9 protein-coding genes are annotated in these 20459 nt (G+C 39.0%); 7 read left to right on the plus strand and 2 right to left on the minus strand.

Going from position 1 to position 20459, the window contains the following annotated elements:
- Window positions 1–126 precede the first annotated feature (126 nt).
- A complete protein-coding gene (locus UABAM_RS01585) occupies window positions 127–4221 on the minus strand; it encodes a protein kinase domain-containing protein (protein WP_151966237.1) in 4095 nt (1364 codons plus the stop codon).
- 27 nt (window positions 4222–4248) lie between these two features.
- Window positions 4249–5451 carry a pyridoxal phosphate-dependent aminotransferase gene (locus tag UABAM_RS01590; RefSeq protein ID WP_151966238.1) on the minus strand — a complete coding sequence of 401 codons (1203 nt, stop codon included), beginning with the start codon at window positions 5449–5451 and terminating at the stop codon, window positions 4249–4251.
- A 515-nt stretch (window positions 5452–5966) separates the two neighbouring features.
- On the opposite strand from UABAM_RS01590, the gene UABAM_RS01595 reads away from it, so the two are divergent.
- The 7 genes from UABAM_RS01595 (at window position 5967) to UABAM_RS01625 (ending at window position 20459) form a co-directional block, all read left to right on the plus strand.
- Window positions 5967–6683 (plus strand): transposase, encoded by a 717-nt coding sequence (locus tag UABAM_RS01595; RefSeq protein WP_151966239.1) that lies wholly within the window; start codon window positions 5967–5969, stop codon window positions 6681–6683.
- A 562-nt stretch (window positions 6684–7245) separates the two neighbouring features.
- Entirely contained in the window at window positions 7246–8421 is a 1176-nt protein-coding gene (locus UABAM_RS01600) for an esterase/lipase family protein (protein ID WP_151966240.1), read from the plus strand.
- Window positions 8422–8518: 97 nt separating this feature from the next.
- Window positions 8519–8764 carry a hypothetical protein gene (locus UABAM_RS01605; protein WP_151966241.1) on the plus strand — a complete coding sequence of 82 codons (246 nt, stop codon included), beginning with the start codon at window positions 8519–8521 and terminating at the stop codon, window positions 8762–8764.
- Between the two features lie 61 nt (window positions 8765–8825).
- Window positions 8826–10649, plus strand: a complete 1824-nt coding sequence (locus tag UABAM_RS01610; protein WP_151966242.1) for a TapB family protein — start codon at window positions 8826–8828, stop codon at window positions 10647–10649.
- Window positions 10649–11275: an MBL fold metallo-hydrolase gene (locus UABAM_RS01615; protein WP_151966243.1), complete on the plus strand. Its 627-nt coding sequence runs from the start codon at window positions 10649–10651 to the stop codon at window positions 11273–11275. The genes UABAM_RS01610 and UABAM_RS01615 overlap by 1 nt, the downstream gene beginning before the upstream one ends.
- A 9-nt stretch (window positions 11276–11284) precedes the next feature.
- Complete coding sequence (locus UABAM_RS01620; RefSeq protein WP_151966244.1) at window positions 11285–15610, plus strand: serine/threonine protein kinase; 4326 nt, start codon at window positions 11285–11287, stop codon at window positions 15608–15610.
- 1 nt (window position 15611) lies between these two features.
- Entirely contained in the window at window positions 15612–20459 is a 4848-nt protein-coding gene (locus UABAM_RS01625; protein WP_151966245.1) for a serine/threonine-protein kinase, read from the plus strand.

The raw sequence follows: 20459 nt of genomic DNA on the forward strand, positions 1-20459 counted from the left end.
CGCGACCCTGACCGTGACCGTAGTCGTAATCGTAACCGTAGTCGTAATTGATTTAAAAAAATATTCGGTCACAGTCACAGTCAGAGGCACGGTGACGATTACGGTTACGGTCACGATTAGCGATAACTAGTCGATAGTTGTTTTATCTGCGATTTGCTCGTATTCGTAGGGTATTTCCCATTCCCAATCGATTTCCCAAATTCCGATCTTGCCTTCCATGGTACCGCTGAGAACGCGTCTACCTTCCTCAAGCATAATCAAATTTGTGATGCGCCCATCTGCGGTGGTAATACCATCGCAGCACTCGCAGTTCATAATATCCCAGACCAATATATTGTTGTCATAACTAGCTGAGATAGCAAAGCGATCATCAGGTGTGATGAGTATTTGAGTTACATCGTCTTCGTGATTCTCTAAGACACCACGGCATTCACCTGTTTCTAACTCCCACACACGGATGGTTTTGTCTAAACTTGTGGAAACTATTGTTTTGCCATCGTGGGAAACACTAATGGTATTTATCCAACTTGTGTGACCTGAAAATTTGCGTACAAAAGAGCCGTCTTCTAAATTCCACAAGTATAGAACGTGGTCCCAGCCACCCGAAACCATGTAGGGGCTATTGGGCACAACAGCAATACAACTTACGTGTTCGCGGTGACGTTCTAGGGTATACAGGCATTTGCCTGTTTCGATGTCCCAAATGCGAATACTGCGGTCATGGCTGCTGCTGATAATTTGCTCTTTTTGTGGTAAAACCTCTAAGTTGTTGACAATGTCGGTGTGGTTGGTCAAATTGTGTACTACGTCTCCACTTTTTGTTTCCCAGATGATGATAGATCCATCGCGACTACCAGAAATAATTTTTCGTCCGTCACCGGAAAATTTGACTTTTTCCACCCAGTGTTTATGGCCTGTTAGGCTATAGATACACTGTCCAGTTTGCAGTTCCCATAAACGAATGGTGTTGTCGCGGCTTCCCGAAATCAAGAAACGTTTGTTTGCGCTAATATCTATACTCGTGATATAGTCGCTGTGTCCTTTTAAAACGTCGGTCTTCTTCATTTCTTCTTCATTCCATAAAGAAATAGATCCGTCGTAACTGGCTACGGCGAGTATATCGTTGTCTACAGTGTTGGCAAAAACGCTGATGGCATTTTTGTGTGGGCTAAGAGTTCGCGGACTCCATATTTTTCGCGTTTTATTACGTTTAAAGTTATTTTGAATGGCTGTGGAGGCGATAACTTCCAAAATACGGTTGTTCTTTTCAAACTCTTTCATTTCCTGTATTTCACGGAACAGCTCAAAAGAACGTGCCACATTACCCTCTTTAATGTGTTGTTGCGCTTTTCCGAAAAGTTTACCGATAAGTCGCTGTTCGAGAATATTACCAAAACTCTGAAGCTTTGGACTCTCAATCATATAACTCAGTGGTGGTTCTTTGAAGTTTGGACATACTTCTGTTGTGATGTCTTTCCACACGCGCAAAACCGGATCGTCACCACCTGAAAGCATGTAGGATTCGTCTTTGGTCATCGCAATGGCACTGACCAAGTCTGTATGTCCCTCCAGAGAGTTTAGGCACTCTCCGCTGTCCATATCCCACATTTTGATGGTGTGGTCCCAACTACCGGAGACGATTGTTTGTGTCTGTGCTCCAATCTTCAAACACGTGACACTAACAGCGTGGCCTTCTAGAGAGTTAATGCAATCGCCACTTTCGATGTCCCATATCAATATATTCTTGTCTTCGCCAGCGGAAATCACTTTTTTACTATCTGGGGAAATAACCACAGAGTTTATAATACCGCTATGCCCTTCTAGTACTTGTATACATTGGCAAGTTTCCACATCCCAAACACGTAGAGTCTGATCCCAACTCGCAGAAACAGCATACTTACCGTTGTCCGAAACAACAAGGAAGTTGACACCGTCGCTGTGCCCTTCGAGTATTCCTAAACATTCTCCAGATTCGATGTTCCATATCCCTACATTGTGGTCTTCACCACCCGAGAATATTTTTTGACCGTTCGGTGTTACGGCGACACACAAGACTTTATCCGTATGTCCTTTGAGAACTTTGTGACAGACGAGTCCTCCTAGGTCCCAAATGCGTATGGTTTTGTCGACACTACCAGTAGCGATATAACCTGTTTTTGTCAATTCTAAACACGTAATATGAGAAACATGGCCTTCCAATTGGCAAACGCGCTGATTGGCAATCAGATCCCAAACATCGATGATATTACCATCGTTAATAGAAATGGCGAAGTGACCATCATGACTGATGCGTAAATCTGTAATGCGCTCGCTGTCGGTTTCAAAAATTTTCTTGTTTTTACCGGTGGCAATTTCCCATACGAAAATTTGTGGTGTATCTCCGGCGGCAACTGCAAAACGATCATCAGGAGAAATCGCAATGCAATGTACGCCTTTTTCGTGACCTGGTAAGCTACGTGTGTAGCGCCAATTGGAACGATCGGTAATGGGTGTGCCTTTTGTTGTTGGTGGCGCACCATGTGTGAGTTCGTAACCGTGCTTGACACGTGGTACAGCACCTACTTCCCACAGTTTGTCATAAAGGCTCTTGCCTCTTTCGTAGTCTTGAGTCGCTTTTCCGTAGACTTTGATGTATTTGCTAATTGCTGAGGTGATTTCTGCGAGTTGTAGCAGTGGCCAAAAGTCATCATCTTTTTCTTTGACCATTTTCTGAAAGTGCTCTTGGGCTTCTTTTACTTTACCACGGTGTGCCATGGCCAAACCCAGGCCTAGCTTTAAGGCGCGGTTTGTATCAAAAAGTTCGCATCCTTTTTCGAACGATTCTTGCGCACTTTTGAACTTGCGCAGATTTAAATAGCACTTTCCTAGGTTGAAATGATCCTTTGCAGTGCTATTTTCAGAATCGACAAAAGTTTGTAAAACCGTAATCGCTTCTTCGTATTTACCTAAGCGTTCTAAAAAACTAGATTTGAGATTGAGAAGTTCTTTGTTGCGCGGATAATCATGTAGTATGAATTCTAATTCCTCTAGCGCTTCTTCCAAAAAACCGCCGTATTCTAAACAAATCTTGGCACGATAATACGCGATAACTTGTGGATCTGCTTCCAAGAGAGCCGCTGTTTGATTTAGCAGATGGGCGATGGTGTTTTTTCTTTTACGCAGACGTAGTAATTCGAAGTTGATGACAGCTCCGGCGCATGCGGGGTCAGACTCAACGGCATCTTGCAAATACTGTTCGGCTTTTTCTTCCTCCCCTAAGTCAAGAAGAGCTAGTGCACGATTGTTGAGATCGATAGCCATAAGTGTACTGTGCTCAGGTTCTTGACGTGGATAGTCAAATCCGGTGAAGTCTTCGTAGAGATGTGTTAACGTTTCATTGATGAGTGCAAAGTCCCGTGGTCGATCTTCTGGGTTGGGTGAAATGCACGACATGATAATTTGTGAAAATTCTTTTGGTATTGAATTTAACACTTGACTAGGGTTACGAGGAGGTTGTGTCATCGCAACTGTCTTGTATTTTTCTATATTACTTGCTTCAAGACTTTTTCCTGGTAGTTTAAAAGGTAATTCACCTAGGCACAACTCGTAGAGAATGACCCCGTAGGCGTACATATCTACTGTGTGTTGCAAAGGAGCATTTACGTCGAGTTGTTCAGGGGCCATGTATGGTGTATACGTTCCCAATTCTTCGCGCAAACGAAAATCAGAAATTTTGACCTTGTAATCGTCGGTAATAAAGATATTACCAGGTCGTAAATCCCCGTGAAGTAGTCCTTTGCTATGAGCGTGATTCATTCCCCATCCTAATTGGATGGCAACATCAAGAATCGTTTCTACGTCGAGAGTCGCTTCACTGCGAAAACTGATCAATGTTTTTGCTCTTACATATTCGACAAACAAGCGCGACACATCTTCTGTTGTTTTTGTGTAGTAGGCACTTACGATGTTCGGGTGCTTTTCTAAATTGACCCAGCGTTCTGCCTGACTAAAAAACGTCGCTTGCTCTTCTTTCTTGAGTTGAGCACGCACCGCCAGATGAATATTCCATTGACTGTGTCGCACTTTGTAAATGATTTTGTTCTCATCTTCTGCAAGTATTTCTTGAATTTCATACTTGTTGTCTATGGTATTGCCAATTTCCCACTTTTCTTCCGAGGAAGACTGCTTTTCTGATTTTATAGACGATAATTTTTCTGGGGAATATAATAGTTTGTATTCCATACTTGGTCCCGTTGAAAATGGATTTTGCTATGTTTTTAAATACTTTTGCATAAAGTTTTCAATATTACTACAAGCTTTTTCGAGTATTTCAGGTTGTGGCAAAAAGACAAGGCGAAAATGTCCGGCAGAAGCAAGGTCTCCAAAACCCGATCCTGGCACGAGAACAACACCTGTTTCCAAAACCAAATCTTTGATAAATTTGTCATCGGCAACATCTATCTCTATTTTGGGAAAAACATAGAAGGTACCTTTTGGTTTGACACAAGAAATTCCCGTAATGTTATTCAAGCGATCGCACACAACGTCACGTCGCTTTTGCAATTTGGCAATTGCTGGAGGCAAATGTTTGTGCTCGCCTTCTAGGGCAACTGGAATCGCATACTGCAACGGATGATTGATGCAAAGTCGCGCCCGTACCATTTTTTGCATGGCATCAATATAAGATTGTATATGTTGCGGACCGCTAATCACTGCCCATCCGATTCGCCACCCAGGAGATAAATAGCACTTTGACAATCCATTAAAGGTGACAATCGGTACATCATCGGCCAAAGAGGCTGTAGGAATGTGTTCGTTGCCGTCGAAAGTGAGACGATCGTAAATCTCATCAGAAAAAATGACCAAGCGGTGCTTACGCGCTAGTTCGATAATTTCGAGTAGTACTTCGCGGCCATACATCGCTCCTGTCGGATTATTTGGATTTATAAGTACAATGGCCTTAGTGCGCTCATCGATAGACTTAGCGATGTACTCTACATCTGGTTGCCAACCGTCTTCTTCATTTAATGGATAAAATTTTGATTGTAAATTTAATTTACTGTTGAGAGCTGAATACAGTGGATATCCCGGTGAAGGAATAATGATATTATCCCCCGGATCTGCTAAAGCGGCCAAACAGGTTTCGATTGCTTCGCTAGCGCCATACGATGTAAATACATCGCGAACATTTTTGAAACCTTTACGATGTGCATCTGCACGGATTGCGTCAAGTGCCGATGGAATTCCCGGTGAAGGAGCGTAACCATTTTTGTCATTGCGCATCGCTTCACAAGCAGCATCTATTAGCTCGGGTGGTGTATCAAAGTCATAAATATTCGGATCACCGATATTTAGGTATATCATATCTTTTCCTGCTGCTTTTGCTTTATCCGCAACCAAAATGATGTCGCGAACAGCATATGTAATTTCTTCTGTTCTTTTAGCAACAGGCCATGCATTGTTGTCTGGCATAATTAAACTCAATATTCAAAAAAAATGTACGTCAACCAAAATAAATTGTGATTGAGTATAGCATTTTGTTTCAGGCATTCCAACAAAAATAATCCCAGTCCCAATCTCAATCCCTATCCTGATCCCGTTCCCGAAATAAGAGGATTTTTATCACTTGTTTTAGAGGTGTTGTTACGACGAGCTATAAAGATGGCCTGTTTAAATTTCTATGATGTCACTTGTTTTAGAGGTGTTTATAGAGGTGTTTAGAGGTGACAGACTCAAGATGTTTGTTTGTTTTTAGAAAGGTGACAGACTCAAGATCTATGATGTAACTTGTTTTAGAGGTGGCATACTCAAGACGTTTTAGAAAGGTGTTTAGAAAGGTGACAGACTCAAGATCCAAAGTTCTGTCGAAAGCATGCGTATAATAAATTTAAAGGTTTCGAAAGGTGACAGACTCAAGATCCAAAGTTCTGTCGAAAGCATGCGTATAATAAATTTAACAACTTTATTTTTATTGTACGGAGGAACACATGCGTCCAGCTAGGATTTCAATGATGAATGGTCTATACCATATAACAACAAGATGTGACAACAAAAACTTCTATTTCCAAGAAGACGAAGATTTTAGGGAATACCTTAATATTGTTGATAGAGCACGTCAAAAATATGCTTTTAAACTCCACGCCTATTGTTTGACAAGCAATCATGTCCATTTACTCATCTCTACTCCCATAGAAGACAATTTGTCTAAGTTGATGCAGTACATCAACGGCCTATACGCTAGAAACTACAATTATAGACATAAAAGAACCGGGCATTTCTGGGGGGAGAGGTTTTATTCAACTATTGTTGAGTCAGAGGCTCAACTACTGAATATCATTTTTTATATTGAATTAAATATGACAAGAAATGGCGTAACCCGTCATCCAAAAGAATGGAAATGGAGTAGTTATAGTCAGCATGTAAAAGGTGAAGGTACTATCTCTATTGATTTTCATGAAATTTATTTGCGTCTGGGTAACACAATGAAACAAAGAAGGAAAAAATATATTGCGATGATGGAGGAAAAGATGATGCAAAAAGGATTACTATCTAAACAACCTCATTTTACTTATGGTTTAATATTTGGTTCAGAATCGTTCATCAAGAACATCGTTACCAGATATGCACCCCACAACTACTACAAAAACAGAAAAAGCTATTCTATTGATTCTCAAACTGCATGCTTGAGAAAACCTAATACTTGAGTCAAACTATTTTTAATTTTGTAATATGATTTGTTACGAGCTATAGAGATGGTCTGTTTAAATTTCTATGATGTACATTTTTTATACACACTTCAGCTATTAATTCAATTTTTTCATACTCGTACAATATTCTAAGCATATATTTTGTAAATAGAATTTCAATTTGATTGACGATTCGTTGATATTCTCTTTTGGTCTTTGTTAAATTATATGAGTATGTCACTATATTTAAAAATTAAATTATATGAGTATGTCGCTATATTTAAACACTATATTTGAAAATGAGTCTGGCACTAATCACTCTCAAACACTATATTTGAAAATGAGTCTGGCACTATTTAATACTTTTTCTAATAGTCTGTCACTATTCAAATTACCCACTGATTTTTTGGGACTATAATCGCAATTGATCTACTTTTTCTACTCGTATAAGTCGTTTGTATTGCAAAACTTCACCGAACAGTCTTTACCTTTTGTGAAAAATTCAGTAATATAATGTTATGATTTAAAATTTTCGCCATATCTCAGATATGCAAAAAATTAATTAAGGGGAGTTTAACTGATGAGACAAATATATCTAGTGGTATTTATTGGTATATTTGCAGTTTCTATATTTGCAGAAGATCTCAGCAAAGTAAAGCGTACCAATAATTATCCCATTGTCCTCGTTCATGGTTTTACTGGTTGGGGACCGGATGAACTTTTGGGTTATAAATATTGGGGAGGAACTGCTTTAGATATCGAAAAGTATCTCAATAAAAAAAACTATAGAGTGGAAACGGCAACAGTGGGTCCTATTTCGTCCAATCACGACCGGGCTTGTGAACTTTTTTATCAAATCAAGGGTGGTACGGTAGATTATGGGGCGGACCATTGTAAGGCGTATAACCACGACAGAAAAGGCCGAAATTTTAAAGCTTTATATAGCGAATGGAGTGAAGAAAACCCTGTGCATTTAGTTGGACATAGTATGGGGGGACAAACTTCGCGTTTGCTGGTGGAGCTTTTGGCAAAAGATTACTTTGGGATTGGTACAAACGAAAAGTGGGTTAAGTCTGTCACTACCATTTCAACACCACACAACGGAACTACCCTCGCAACGATGATCGACAGTTTTTCTGGTGGGCTCGCGGAAGAGATTATTAGTATGTTTCTTGCTCTTGCCGGGACCGATTGGTATATCTATGATTTCAAGTTGGACCAATGGGGTTTAAAGCCTAAAAAAGATGAAACTCTTTCCGATTTCCTCCAACGTGTGGATGATACTGTTGGTAGTACAAAAGACATATCGATGCATGACCTTTTACCTAAAGGAGCAAAAGAGCTCAATGGTCGTGTTCGTGATTTTGCCGATGTGTACTATTTCAGTTACGCAACAGAAGAAACCTACGTCCTGTTATCGACATTTGGTTATGAATGGGCAGAGCCAGGAATGACGCCTATCATGTGGGCTTTTGCATATTACATGGGCCATTACAAGGGCGACCATGTTGTCGAACATAAAGAATGGTGGAAAAATGATGGTATTGTGAATACTACCTCAATGAAGGGACCAAGTACTTCTAAAATAGTGAATTACGATGGTACTCCACAAAAAGGCGTTTGGAATTATGTAAAGCTTATCGATAGCAAAGATCATGTAAAAGTTGTAGGGCATTACCAAGATCCGATTATCGGTGCTGAATGGTTAAAGGAATTATACGTTGAAATCGCAGATAGGTTATATAAGTTACCTTAGGTATTGCAAAATTTTATTTGTGTGTTTCATATCTTTGTTTTGTTTGAACTGTCAGAGCATTAAAGATTACAACAACTATTTAGTCGAATCTTCCGTCGTGTCTGAAATACCAACGCTGATGGGGAATATTATTGGAGGAGCAACGACTGCTCCTCTACTCTTATTTACCGTTCCTGTCGGTTATGTGTCTTTTAGTGATGACCAACGAAGAAAAGACTTTATATCAACTCCTCTTGAGTGGGGGGCGTATAGCGGCGGTATTATTTTTGGCACACCGTTTCTTCCTTTTGCCCTACTCTCAGGAGAAAAACCTACGGAATCACCCGCACCATCCTCAGAGTAAGTGGAAAGTATTTTGGTTTGCGCCAAGACTTTCACTGAATATCATGAAAAGGAAAAAAGTAATGAAATATTTTTGGGCACTTGTAATTATCATTTTATCCATCATTGCCGGGGGACATGTTATTGACTATAAAGCTTTGTATTTAAAATACCAAGGCATAGAAAGCGAAAGCGAAAAACAATCCCACAGTGATCTCGACAATAAAATTGCATATTCTTTTTTAGAGGCCATGGCACAAGCAGAAGCGTTTGTCCAAGAACATTCATCGCAAGAAATACGCTATATTACTCGCAATGAAAAGGGAGAACCTAAAGTACATCGCCACGAGTTTTCTTCCTCCGACTACATGGAACTTACTCCTACACAAAAAGTACTGAAGGGAAAATCTCTACGAAAATTTTATTATAAACTCGACAATTTAATTATCAAAGAACTCCCGAACGAAATGCGGAGTGATGTTCATGGAAAATTAAAAGAACGCTATGAGTTTGTCAAAAATACCGCGGAAACTATACACAACCAGTTGATGGCCAAAAAGAAAACAACTGCGCGTTTAAATAAAGAACAACAGCAAGCGCAAAAAATGCTACAGCAAAAACAACGCGAAATAAGTGAGATGGAAAACAAGAGGCGTGAGGCCCAAGAACTCCTACAAAAAAAACAACGCGAAATGCTGGCACTCGAAAAGAAAAAGCGTGAAATGGAAAAGTTTTTTCATGAGAAAAAAGAACAAGCAAATTCTTTAGAAAAAGAAAAATCCAAAGTGGAAAAAATGTTGGAGAAAAAAAGGCTTCAGGCCAAAGCCTTAGAAAAAAAGAAAAAAGAAGCGGAAAAGTATTTGCTGCAAAGTCAAAAAGAAGCGGAGAAATACTTACTGCAAAGCCAAAAAGAGGCACTTCTCCTAAAAAAACAGCGCCAAGAAGCCGCGGAGCATTTACGAAAACAGAAAAATATCGTTACTCATCAACTATTTCCCATCGGCAAGGGCTTTTTCTGGAAATACCGTGTAAAAAAATACATTGATAAAAATATTTCGTATATCACTTTCTCCACGAAAAAGCAGGGCGGTAAAATTTTCCTGCAAGATAACAAAAAAAACAAACATCCTATCGAATACGTGGATGGTTTTATTTTGCAAAATGGGGCAAAAGTTTTACCGTGCTCTGTAAACACAAAGACATGGGAAAAAGGTGGGTACAGCGTTGAGATACACGATAATGAGTGGGTAAGTACCGACGCAGGTAGTTTTTATTGCGTGGTAATACATGCCGCGTTAAAACAAAATAGCGACAACGTGATAAAAGAATACTATGCACCGCAAATTGGGAAAGTAAAACAAACGCGTTTTGTTGGCGGAAAGAAGATATATGAGCAGATATTGGTGGACTATAAAACAAATGCGGAGCGTGAACAGTTAAATCGCTCTAAGCCGTTTCCTCAAGATGCGACATTCTTTCCGGTAAATAGTCGTCGTATTTGGGAATACGAAGTTCTCAAATTAGAAGAAAATCGCATTGCTTCCATGCGTTGGGAACTAAATCGCGAGAATGGTCAATGGAAGTTAAAAGACAATAGCAACTACGCTCCTTCGATTGCGGTTGCCGAAGGATTTGTCTTACGTGGGTTGCAAAAGATTGTACCCCTTCACGCGAAAAACCCTGAAACATGGCAGCGTGGTCAGTTCAATGTATACATCAGTCATTTTGGCGAAATTGTGACCACCGAAATGGGAAACTTTGAGTGTTTAGTCGTTGTTGCCAAGCACAAAAAGAAGGAAGGTTATATCATCAAAGAATACTATGCTGACAAAGTAGGTGAAGTAAAAAGCGAAATTTACCACCATCGAAAAAAAATATACTCCCGAGTTTTAAGAAAGTTTAAGTAATGCAAATAGAAGTTCTAACTGTAAGTCCCTTTGCGCAAAATGCACGCATTCTCGTTTGTGAAAAAACAAAAAAAGCGGTCATTGTCGATCCAGGAGATGAAGCGCAAAGAATTATAAAACGAGCCGAGACTCTCGGTGCTGAAGTTGCTTATATCTGGGCCACACACGGGCACATTGATCATGTCGGAGTTGTACACGAAATACAAGAGCAACTCAAAGTACCATTTTACATGCACAAAGACGATGAAGAAATGCTCAACAGTTTGCCCATACAGGCAAAACATTTCGGTCTGGAAATAAATGATGTTCCTAAGGTAGACCGTTTTATTGATGAAAGTGATACTTTGAGTTTTGGAGAGTGCAGTTGTTCTATATTACACATCCCTGGACACTCTCCGGGAAGTGTGGGGTTTTTGTTTGGTAAAGATCTCATTGGCGGGGATGCTCTTTTTGCTGGATCTATAGGGCGTACTGATTTACCTGGAGGATGTTTTCAAACTTTAAGAAAATCCATTCTTGAAAAATTATATACTCTTCCAGAAGATACTGTCGTACATACGGGACATGGACCTAACACGACGATAGGAAGAGAAAAATATCACAATCATTTTGTTCGCGTAACATAGGAGAATTGTGTGGCGACTTTAACCCCTCAGGATCGTATTTTTTTAGAAGTAATTGTAGAAAGAAAGCTCATAGGTGCTTGCGCCATAGAGGAATGTATGGAGACCATGCGTAATCATCAACAGCATGGACTTCAAGGCATTAGTTTGCAAGAAATATGTATTGATTTAAAATTACTTACGCAAGAACAAGTACAAAAAATACACTCCGTTATAAAATTAAGGAAGGGGAATGCCACAAACGAAACACAGGTGAATCACGCAATTCCATGGACGACAAAAAATGTAAAAGAACCACAGAAGAATCCACCACGGATACTGGAGACCAAGGAGTTGCCTCAGGCAATTTCACGTATGGCTCACTCTTTTGTTATCGATAAGTATAAGGTAATTTCTGAGATAGGTCGTGGTGGCATGGGGGTGGTTTATAAAGGAATTGATCAAGATTTACAACGCGAAGTGGCGATTAAAGTTATCAAAAAACGCCAAAGTGACACCGAGGAAAAACGCTTTTTACGGGAAATGAAAGTTGCGGCAACCCTCGACCACCCCAATATTGTGGGAGTGTATAGCGGAGGCAACTTTAACGGTAACTTATATCTAGTCATGCCTTTTGTGAAAGGGTTGCCACTACAAGAGTATCTCGATTGTAAAAAACTTTCACTACGCCGTAAATTAAAAATTATTGGGCAACTCGCCGAAGCGCTTCACTACGCCCATGAGCGAGATGTCATTCATCGTGATATAAAACCGTCAAACGTTCTCGTGGATCACAACGGTATTCCTCAACTGACCGATTTCGGCTTGGCAAAAAATATTGCGTCAAGTGAAGCGCTCATTACCCAGTCTGGTGAAATTGTTGGAACACCACTTTATTTACCTCCGGAAAGAATATCGAATAGTCAGCCCCTGTCGGCAAAGGACGATATCTATTCTTTAGGTGCTATACTCTACGAAATTCTTGCAATGCGTCCTATGATCGAAGGAGAAACACCGCTAGAGGTAATGTATAATATTCAGCATAAACCCGTTGTACCGCTGCGTAAGGCAAACAAAAGTGTTCCTCTAGAAATTGAATATATATGGAAGAGGTGTGTTTCTCCTGTCAGTAAACGTTACAATACAATGTTAGAGTTGCAACAAGACATTCATAAATATCTACATGGACAACTTCCGCGTTATAACAAGAAAAGTCTTCCTATAATATGTGCCGTTATCGGAATTGTGGCACTGAGTATTGTTTTATTCTTTCAATCTTCGCAAACAAATGTGCAAATTAAAATAGAAAAAACGCTTGCAACAGAAGAAACCGTTGTCAATAGTTTTGATAATTTTATTGCTTTTGGAATGTATAAACAGGCACTTAATTTATACAACGAACATCTACATTCTGCGATACCAATAGATCACAGGGTGGCGATGACAAAAAAAATATTGCTACATGCCCATAAATTAGAGATCGATGAAGACAAGATAAAAGAGTATTACGCGTTTATTGATGAGCAAGATGCCGATATTGATCTAGCCCTAATGAAGTACTATCTTGCACATAAAAAATATCGCAAAGTTAAGTTTTATGCTCAAAAAATGCGGTCTGATGCTCGCGTTTCACCACAACAACTCAGCCAAATGCATTACTACGAGGGACGTCGACATGTGGCGGCACAGCAATGGCAAAAAGCGACACAATGTTTCAAAAAGGCATTGGCGGATACGTCGCAAATACACGATGAAGCGACTTTGTACTCATTTGTTTGCGCGGTAGAACAGCGCGAGGGCTTTTCTGCTGAGAAGATACGTTTATTGGAAGATCACTTTGGCGAAGATCTCCTTTTTCTGGAGTATTGTGGTCGATTTTTAGTACAAAAGCAGCAATGGGAAAAAGCGAATAAACTTTTCTCTGAGTGTTTAAAATTAATACCCAATAGCGGAAAATATCACACGTATTCTGCGCAGTGTTACACAAATCTCGATAACTTTGAACGAGCGTTCTACCATGTCAAGACGGCGCTGAATAAGCAGCAATATGATTTAAAAACTCTAAATATTGCTGCTGCCCTTGTTTTAAAATATCCAGAACACCAATTTGATATACTAAAGCTCATACATAGTTATGTCGAACTATCCTTTACCAATAAAAAACCACAGTTGTATACGAGCAATATTAAACAACGGGCCCATTTCTATAAATACTACTACGACGAATATTCTAAACTTTCACAACAAACTTTTAATGCGCAAATGGTTGCCAACTTATTGCACAAACTTAGCAGTGAAAAAAAAGAACTGCAAGACAGTGCATACAAGGGACTGCTAATTTTACGTCACACACCGCGGTTTTTCGATGAGATAAAAAAACTGATCCATAACTATCCAAAGACAACACAAAAAGCGGTGGGCGAATTTTTAGAAAAGGCAAAAAAACAAGTAACAGAAGAACGTACAAATGCCTATCATTACTTAATGTTTAAATTACAACAAAATCACGATGAGCAAACTCGTTGCGAGTTACGCGCAGCACAAGATGACGTGGCGAAAATTTTACAAGACGACAATCAAGATATCTTTTCGCGGTACTTGGCGGCGCGAACCCTAATTCAAACAGAAAATTGGGAGAAGGTTTATGATTTGTCTTTGCAACAAGGCACAATGCAAATTGTGAGCAACGCTGCTCTTCACGATGAAGGTTTTTTCCCCGAGTTACCATCACTGGAGAGCTACGAGAATAAATCGCACATTCTCACTATTTTTTTACAGTCGATATTAGAAAGAAAAGCTGTTTCTTCAAAATTTATTGTTTTTCTTGAAAAAGCTCTGGAACATAAATCTTTGCGTGTGCGTATACTCGCGGCTATTGGTCTTGACAATTGGGCGCTGTCTCTTGATGAAAGAGCAGTACATATTATGCAAAAAAACCTTTTGCATCCGAACCCGTCCGTTCGTTACCTAACAAATTTCTACTTTTGGCAATCGAAAATTGTGCAGCGTGAACCACAACGATTTGTAAAAGTTTACCAGAGACTGCTACTAAGTGTTCAAAGTCCTGAAATTATCAATTTATTGATGCTTGCTCCGCCACAGTTATACAAGGGGCACATTAAAGCTTTTTCACGATTGTTTTGGAAGTATCACGATCATACACTTGGTCTCAAGATCGCTTTGTTCTTGCGTTCCTTAGATAATAGTCAAGAAGCTCTCACAAAAATTATGAAGAGTAAAGTGGGGAAACAATACACTTTTATGCGTGTTGTATTACATATAGCGCCTATTGTGAGTAATATCCGAGATGCAGCGCAGCTTTTTAGCCAAAAACAGCATAAACTTGCCAGTGAGAAATTCACGAAAGTCAAGGAAACCATGGCAAAATTGTATAAGAATGTTATGCAGGAAAAAATTCCAGATGTGCGTGCCAGCATACATGGGCTATGTGCTGGGTTTGGTTATTACGGTGCTGACTACATAAAAGAAGACAAAGAATGCCAAGATCATATTCTAATCAATTTGTGCTATAAAGAGTCTCCCTCATACAAAGAGCCAAGTGCTTTTTCTTTGGTCGAAAGCTTTATCGGACGTAATAAGCCTTTGACGCAACAGCAAAAACAAATGGTGTTTGATGTTATGTTCGATAAAAATCGTGCGCTATCTCCTGCGGGGATCATTGCAAAAATCATGTTGAATAAAGGTGGTTTAGAAAAACAATTACAATTTGTAAAGGAAGCTTTAAAGAACGGCAATTTATCGGAGAAACAGCGCAAAATCTATGCGGAGGGAATTTATTTATATGTTCGCATCCAAATTATTAAATCTCTACCATTTGCGACGACACTTTATACCCTAGACAATGAAGATCATCACTTTATTCACATTCATCAATTGCGACGTATTGTTCGCAGCCGGCGCATTGCGGAGAAATATATAAAGGTGCTGAATCAAGCCATAGAACTTAGCGAAGATCACCGCTATCTTTATTATCGTTCAGTGATATACGCAGAACGAAATCTCATTGAAGAGAGTCGGCAGGACCTAATCAAAATATCTAAAAATCAACGTTATTATATTGATCTTGCGACCCTTGCGAGAAAAGAACAACAACCACAATTGGTAAACGATTATCTGAAAAAAATAGATTCTAGTATACTAGGACAGTTCGACATTATTCGTTTGGCGGAACTATACGAGTACACTGCGCAAATATCTAAAGCCAAGAACGTTCTCAAACAATTCTACGCCAAAAAGAGGTCTATACAAAGTATTCTGCTACTGAAAGAACTATACTCTAAAGAAGATGAAGCGAAGTACATTTCTCAATTAGACAATATAATTGAAAGTAGTAAATAATATGCAACTACGCATTTCAAAAAACTACCATGTCAAAAAATGTATTTATCGCTTAGAAGACATATCCCTGTTCCTCGCACAAAATATTACTTCGCAAGAGCAGGTAATTGTACAGCAGCTCAGTGTAAAGTACGAAAAAATGTTTCTGTTGGAGTATGAAAAACTTAAAGAGGATAGAGATCAAAATATTCTACATGTTGTTGATGTGAAAGTATCTTCTAAAGAGCTCCTCGCTATGTGGCGTTATTTTCCTCACATGTCTTTAAAACAATTTTGCAACTCTCCTCAAAAATTGCCAGAGAAAATAAGTGTTACATTGCAAATAATACAAGGTATACAATCTATTCTACAACAAAGTTTATTTAGCGGTATACTCCACCCGCAAAACATTGTTTACACCAAACAAAAAAAAATAATTTTCTTTTACTTCGGCTTGTTTACGTCTTTTCCACAGCAAGAAAGCTACATGCCATATGAAGATTCACAGCGCAACATTTATTACGCGTTGGGGATTTTTATTTATCAGATTATGTGTGGTAATTCGCCGATAAACGATGCGCAAAGTATTAAAGACGATTTTCTACAACTGTCATATGCCTCACAGCATGAACAGATTCTCTACGACACCTTAGGAGAGTTTGTCCGACAGTGTCTTGAGAATTATCAGGTCGATTTTCAAAATACAATAGAGTTTTTGCAAGGCATGTTAGACAACATTGTGCGTGAGCGCGAACAAAGTGAAAAAAAGACCTTGCCGCTCAAATATGAGGGCAAAAAAAAGATAGGTAAGCATATTCTCGAAAATGTTATTGGGCAAGGAGCATCGGGAATTGTTTATAAAGCTTGGAATGAAGAACTACGACGCGACGTGGCGATTAAAATTTTACACCAAAACAATAAACGTTTTGTTGTGCGTTTTAAAAGGGAAGCCGACGTGATTTCTAGGCTCAATCATCCGAATATTGTTAAACTCTACGAGATAAATTTAGAGCCGCCTATTTACTTCACAATGCAGTATATTTCGGGCATTCCCATCGATGATTTCATTAAACTAAAGAAGTTATCCTTTCGTGAAATAGCGGAGGTATTCGTTCAAGTTCTTGAGGCCATGGACTACGCACATAACCAAAAAGTTATTCATCGCGATTTGAAGCCATCGAATATTTTGATTGATGAAAAAGGCTGTCCGTATATTATGGATTTTGGTATTGCCAAAGTGGAAGACTCTTACCAAGTAACTAAAACAGGAGAACTTGTGGGTACCCTGTTTTATATGTCTCCCGAGCAGGCAAAAATGTCAAAAAATCTTGACTCGCGCAGCGACATTTACAGTGTAGGCATTATATTATATCAAGTGTTGACGGACACATTACCCTTTATCGGAAACACGCCTATTCAAATTATGCATGAAGTTGCCACCAAGGTTCCCACCTCTCCTGAAAAGCTCAACAAGCATGTCCCGGTAATTTTGGCCGACATTTGTATGAAAGCTATCGAGAAAAGTAGTGATAGTCGTTATCAAACAGCGCAAGAAATGAGTAGGGACTTACAGTATTTTGTCCAAGGAAAGTATTTTAAAGTGAGTGCTTTTCGCCGTAAGTTTTTCCATGTACCTCAAGTGCGTATGCGAACGATTGCTATTTTTTTAGTGGTGCTATGTGCGATTACATTTTTTCTATTTCCGCGATACGAAGAGTCCCCAGCGTTATTTTTTCATGTACAGTCGGAAAAGTATCTGACACAAAAATACGACGCGGCTTATGACAAGGACAAGAGGGAAATAGGTCAACGCTTGATCGTTTTAAAAGTAAAACTCAAAAAGTATAAAGAGGCCATTGAAATTTATCGGGAAATATCCCAGGGTAATTTAGCGAAAAAAACGTTGTTCGAAGTGGCAAAGACATACTACTTATTAGGAAAAAACGAGAAGGCTCTTGTACTCCTAAAAGAGTGTTCTGCAAGTGATATTCAAGGGGAAGCATTTTACTACCAGGGACTTATCTTTTACGAGAAACAACAATTCCCTACCGCAAAACAGTTTTTTCGAAAAGCGTTAAGCCATAATAAAAATAAAGAACTTATTCCCCAAACACAGTTGTATTTGGGGATCTGCAATATGAAAATGAAGAATCCCCTCGACGCAAGAAAACAACTAAAAGCCGCACAAAAAGAGATGGCGCAAGATATACGGGTATGGAAATATCTTGGGAAAAGTTATCTCCCACAAAATTTTGAGCAACAAGGTTCCCGTGAAGACCTCCAGTTTGCGTATGAATGCTTTACGAAGTGTATACAATTAGATTCTAATACCAGTGAATACTATACCCTGGCAGCGCAAAGCTGTTTGCATCTACGGGAATATTATGAGGCACATCGTTTGATCAAAATAGCCCTTGGTAAGAATGCGGGAGATGTGGAAGCATTAAATACACAGTTGTACTTGTCGTATCGTGAGCCGTTTCTTCAGTATGCCGGGTTTGTCTTACAAAGCCAGTCTGCGGCAAATTTGGTCAAGGTCACAGAACCCGATTTATTTCATTCGTATTTTGCGGAGTTGGAAAAAATTTACCGCGATGATTTTATGAATAGAGTAGTGGCATTGCGAAATAAGCACCAAAAAACGGATCTGAATATTTTTTTAAAGCCACTCACAAAGCGAAAACTCGATACGAAAATTTTAGAATCCATCACTAAGGGACTTTTCAGTTTACGCTATCAGAAAAATTTACAAAAACAACTACGACAATTTTATAAAAATACAACATATGTTGCGCAAAAAAGGCTTGATAAGATCAACTTTGAACTCAAAAGTTTTGTGGCAAATGAAAATAAGTATAATACATACTACAAAGTTGCCTACTTGTACAATAAAATAAAACAAAGCAATATCACTCACCATGAAACCATCAGTGAAAAACAAGCGCAAAAAATATTCGAAAAAGAGACCAAACTCACCATTCGCTATGCAACGGCAAAAGTGATGATTCATACCGGACAGTGGGATTTTTTACTCAAAATGTTGCAGAAAACACCTTCTACAGTGAATAAGATTATTTTGAGTTGTGCTCTTCGTGAAGTAGGCTACTACCAACCTTTGGTATTAAAAGATGTTTTTATAATTGCAGAAAGACTTCATGAAAAAGACCAAGAATTTTTACTGGCTCTTAGTGCTAAGAATATTGCGATATACTCCTCTCCTCTTCCGCAACAGCGAATCAAAAACAATGTAAATATTCTAAAGGCTTTGTTGCACCAGAAAAACTACCTTGTACGACTTTGTGCTGCCTCTTCGGCGTTTTCGACGTTGTACAATGATGAGGAGGTACGGATTGTGGCGGAGAAGATTTTATTAGAAGCAATGAAAAATTCTTCGCCAACCATTCGCGCATATAGCCACTATCACTTTTGGAATAGCTATTACACGGTGAAAAATGCTCCCAAATACATGGAAGTTTTAAGGTGGGGAATGCAAGACGCCAATACGGAGGTGAACGCTTGTGTCATGAATCATGCTGGAAGATTTACCGAGCAAATGAAGGCGTTACAAGACGAACTTATCGATTTGGCACATCGCAATATGGGTAATCAGGTTGCGCTGCAAAGTATTTTTAATTTGGTGTTAATAGATCCTTCTCATCCGAAGGTATTGATGTTTCAAAATGATGAACGCTACCCTAGTTTTTTTCGCATATATACGTTCATACTATCTAAATACTATTTTACGGTGTACAACATTGGACGTAATCCTCAACTCCTCAGGGAAAATGTACGTAAACTTATTGATAAAAGCTCGCAAGTGGTGTATTTCAAAAAAAATGACATCAAAGCTTTTTTTTACTACGCGGGAGCATCGTGGGGATTCCATCCGTTACGGACGATGAAAAAAGAAAAAAATCCATTCATCATTGCCAATATAATTGCCAATCTAAAGCTACCGCGACAACCGAGTGCCATTATAAAGATGATGTTGCCGAATCTGACGCGAAGACAAAAAGATACTGTGCTTAACGAATATAAAAACCACCCTTCTCCACAGGTACAACGTAGTATTCTCGCGGTGCGTATAGCTTTCGCCACGTTGGAAGAGCGTTACAGGATATATTACAAGGTTAAAAATGCTTCGCGGTCAAGAAAAATAGCCGCTGCCGAAGGTTTTTATAGCATCATACGCAACGGCGCGTTTCCTTATATGTATGGCCGGCAAAATATTCAAAATTTTCTTGAGGAAGCAAGCTACGACAATTATTTGCAAAGTTTTTATCGTTTGATGAAAGATGCTTTTTCGAAAGATTACAATAAATTTTTAGAATACAAACGTTATTTAGAATACGCCTTAGAGCTTAATCCTGAAGAAAGTCGGTACTTTTATGAAATTGCCTTGGTAAATGATATGCAAAAAAAGACCACCACGGCTATTGCAAACCTAAAAAAAGCCGTTGAAATAAACCCTAAGTCTAGTAGGTATAAATATTTGCTTGCACAAATGTTACACGAGGCAGGCCATGGTCACTCGCAAATACTACCGTTGTTGTTCTCTGCGGAGAAAAATACTGTGTACACCCCGCTCTTAAGTAACATCGCTCATTTATATATGGATTTGGAATTATGGGATCGCGCACAATACGTTTTACAAAAAATTTTCTTAGTAGATCCACTTGCCATAAATCACGCGTTAGATTTGACCAAAGTGTATGTACAACAAAACCGTTATCAACAAGCCGAACAACATTTACAAATGCTCATCGACATAGAAAAACGCCTAGCGTTAAACAGCCAAGATTATAAACCTTATATCAATGAACGCTTGTTAAAACAAGATTCTATTTTGCGCAACATCTATCGTAAATAG

It is taken from the genome of Candidatus Uabimicrobium amorphum (assembly GCF_009002475.1).
Lineage (GTDB): Bacteria > Planctomycetota > Uabimicrobiia > Uabimicrobiales > Uabimicrobiaceae > Uabimicrobium > Uabimicrobium amorphum.

Coding starts and splice junctions, on each gene's coding strand:
- UABAM_RS01585 (WP_151966237.1), bottom strand. CDS start 4,221: ATGGAATACAAACTATTATATTCCCCAGAAAAATTATCGTCTATAAAA.
- UABAM_RS01590 (WP_151966238.1), bottom strand. CDS start 5,451: ATGCCAGACAACAATGCATGGCCTGTTGCTAAAAGAACAGAAGAAATT.
- UABAM_RS01595 (WP_151966239.1), top strand. CDS start 5,967: ATGCGTCCAGCTAGGATTTCAATGATGAATGGTCTATACCATATAACA.
- UABAM_RS01600 (WP_151966240.1), top strand. CDS start 7,246: ATGAGACAAATATATCTAGTGGTATTTATTGGTATATTTGCAGTTTCT.
- UABAM_RS01610 (WP_151966242.1), top strand. CDS start 8,826: ATGAAATATTTTTGGGCACTTGTAATTATCATTTTATCCATCATTGCC.
- UABAM_RS01615 (WP_151966243.1), top strand. CDS start 10,649: ATGCAAATAGAAGTTCTAACTGTAAGTCCCTTTGCGCAAAATGCACGC.
- UABAM_RS01625 (WP_151966245.1), top strand. CDS start 15,612: ATGCAACTACGCATTTCAAAAAACTACCATGTCAAAAAATGTATTTAT.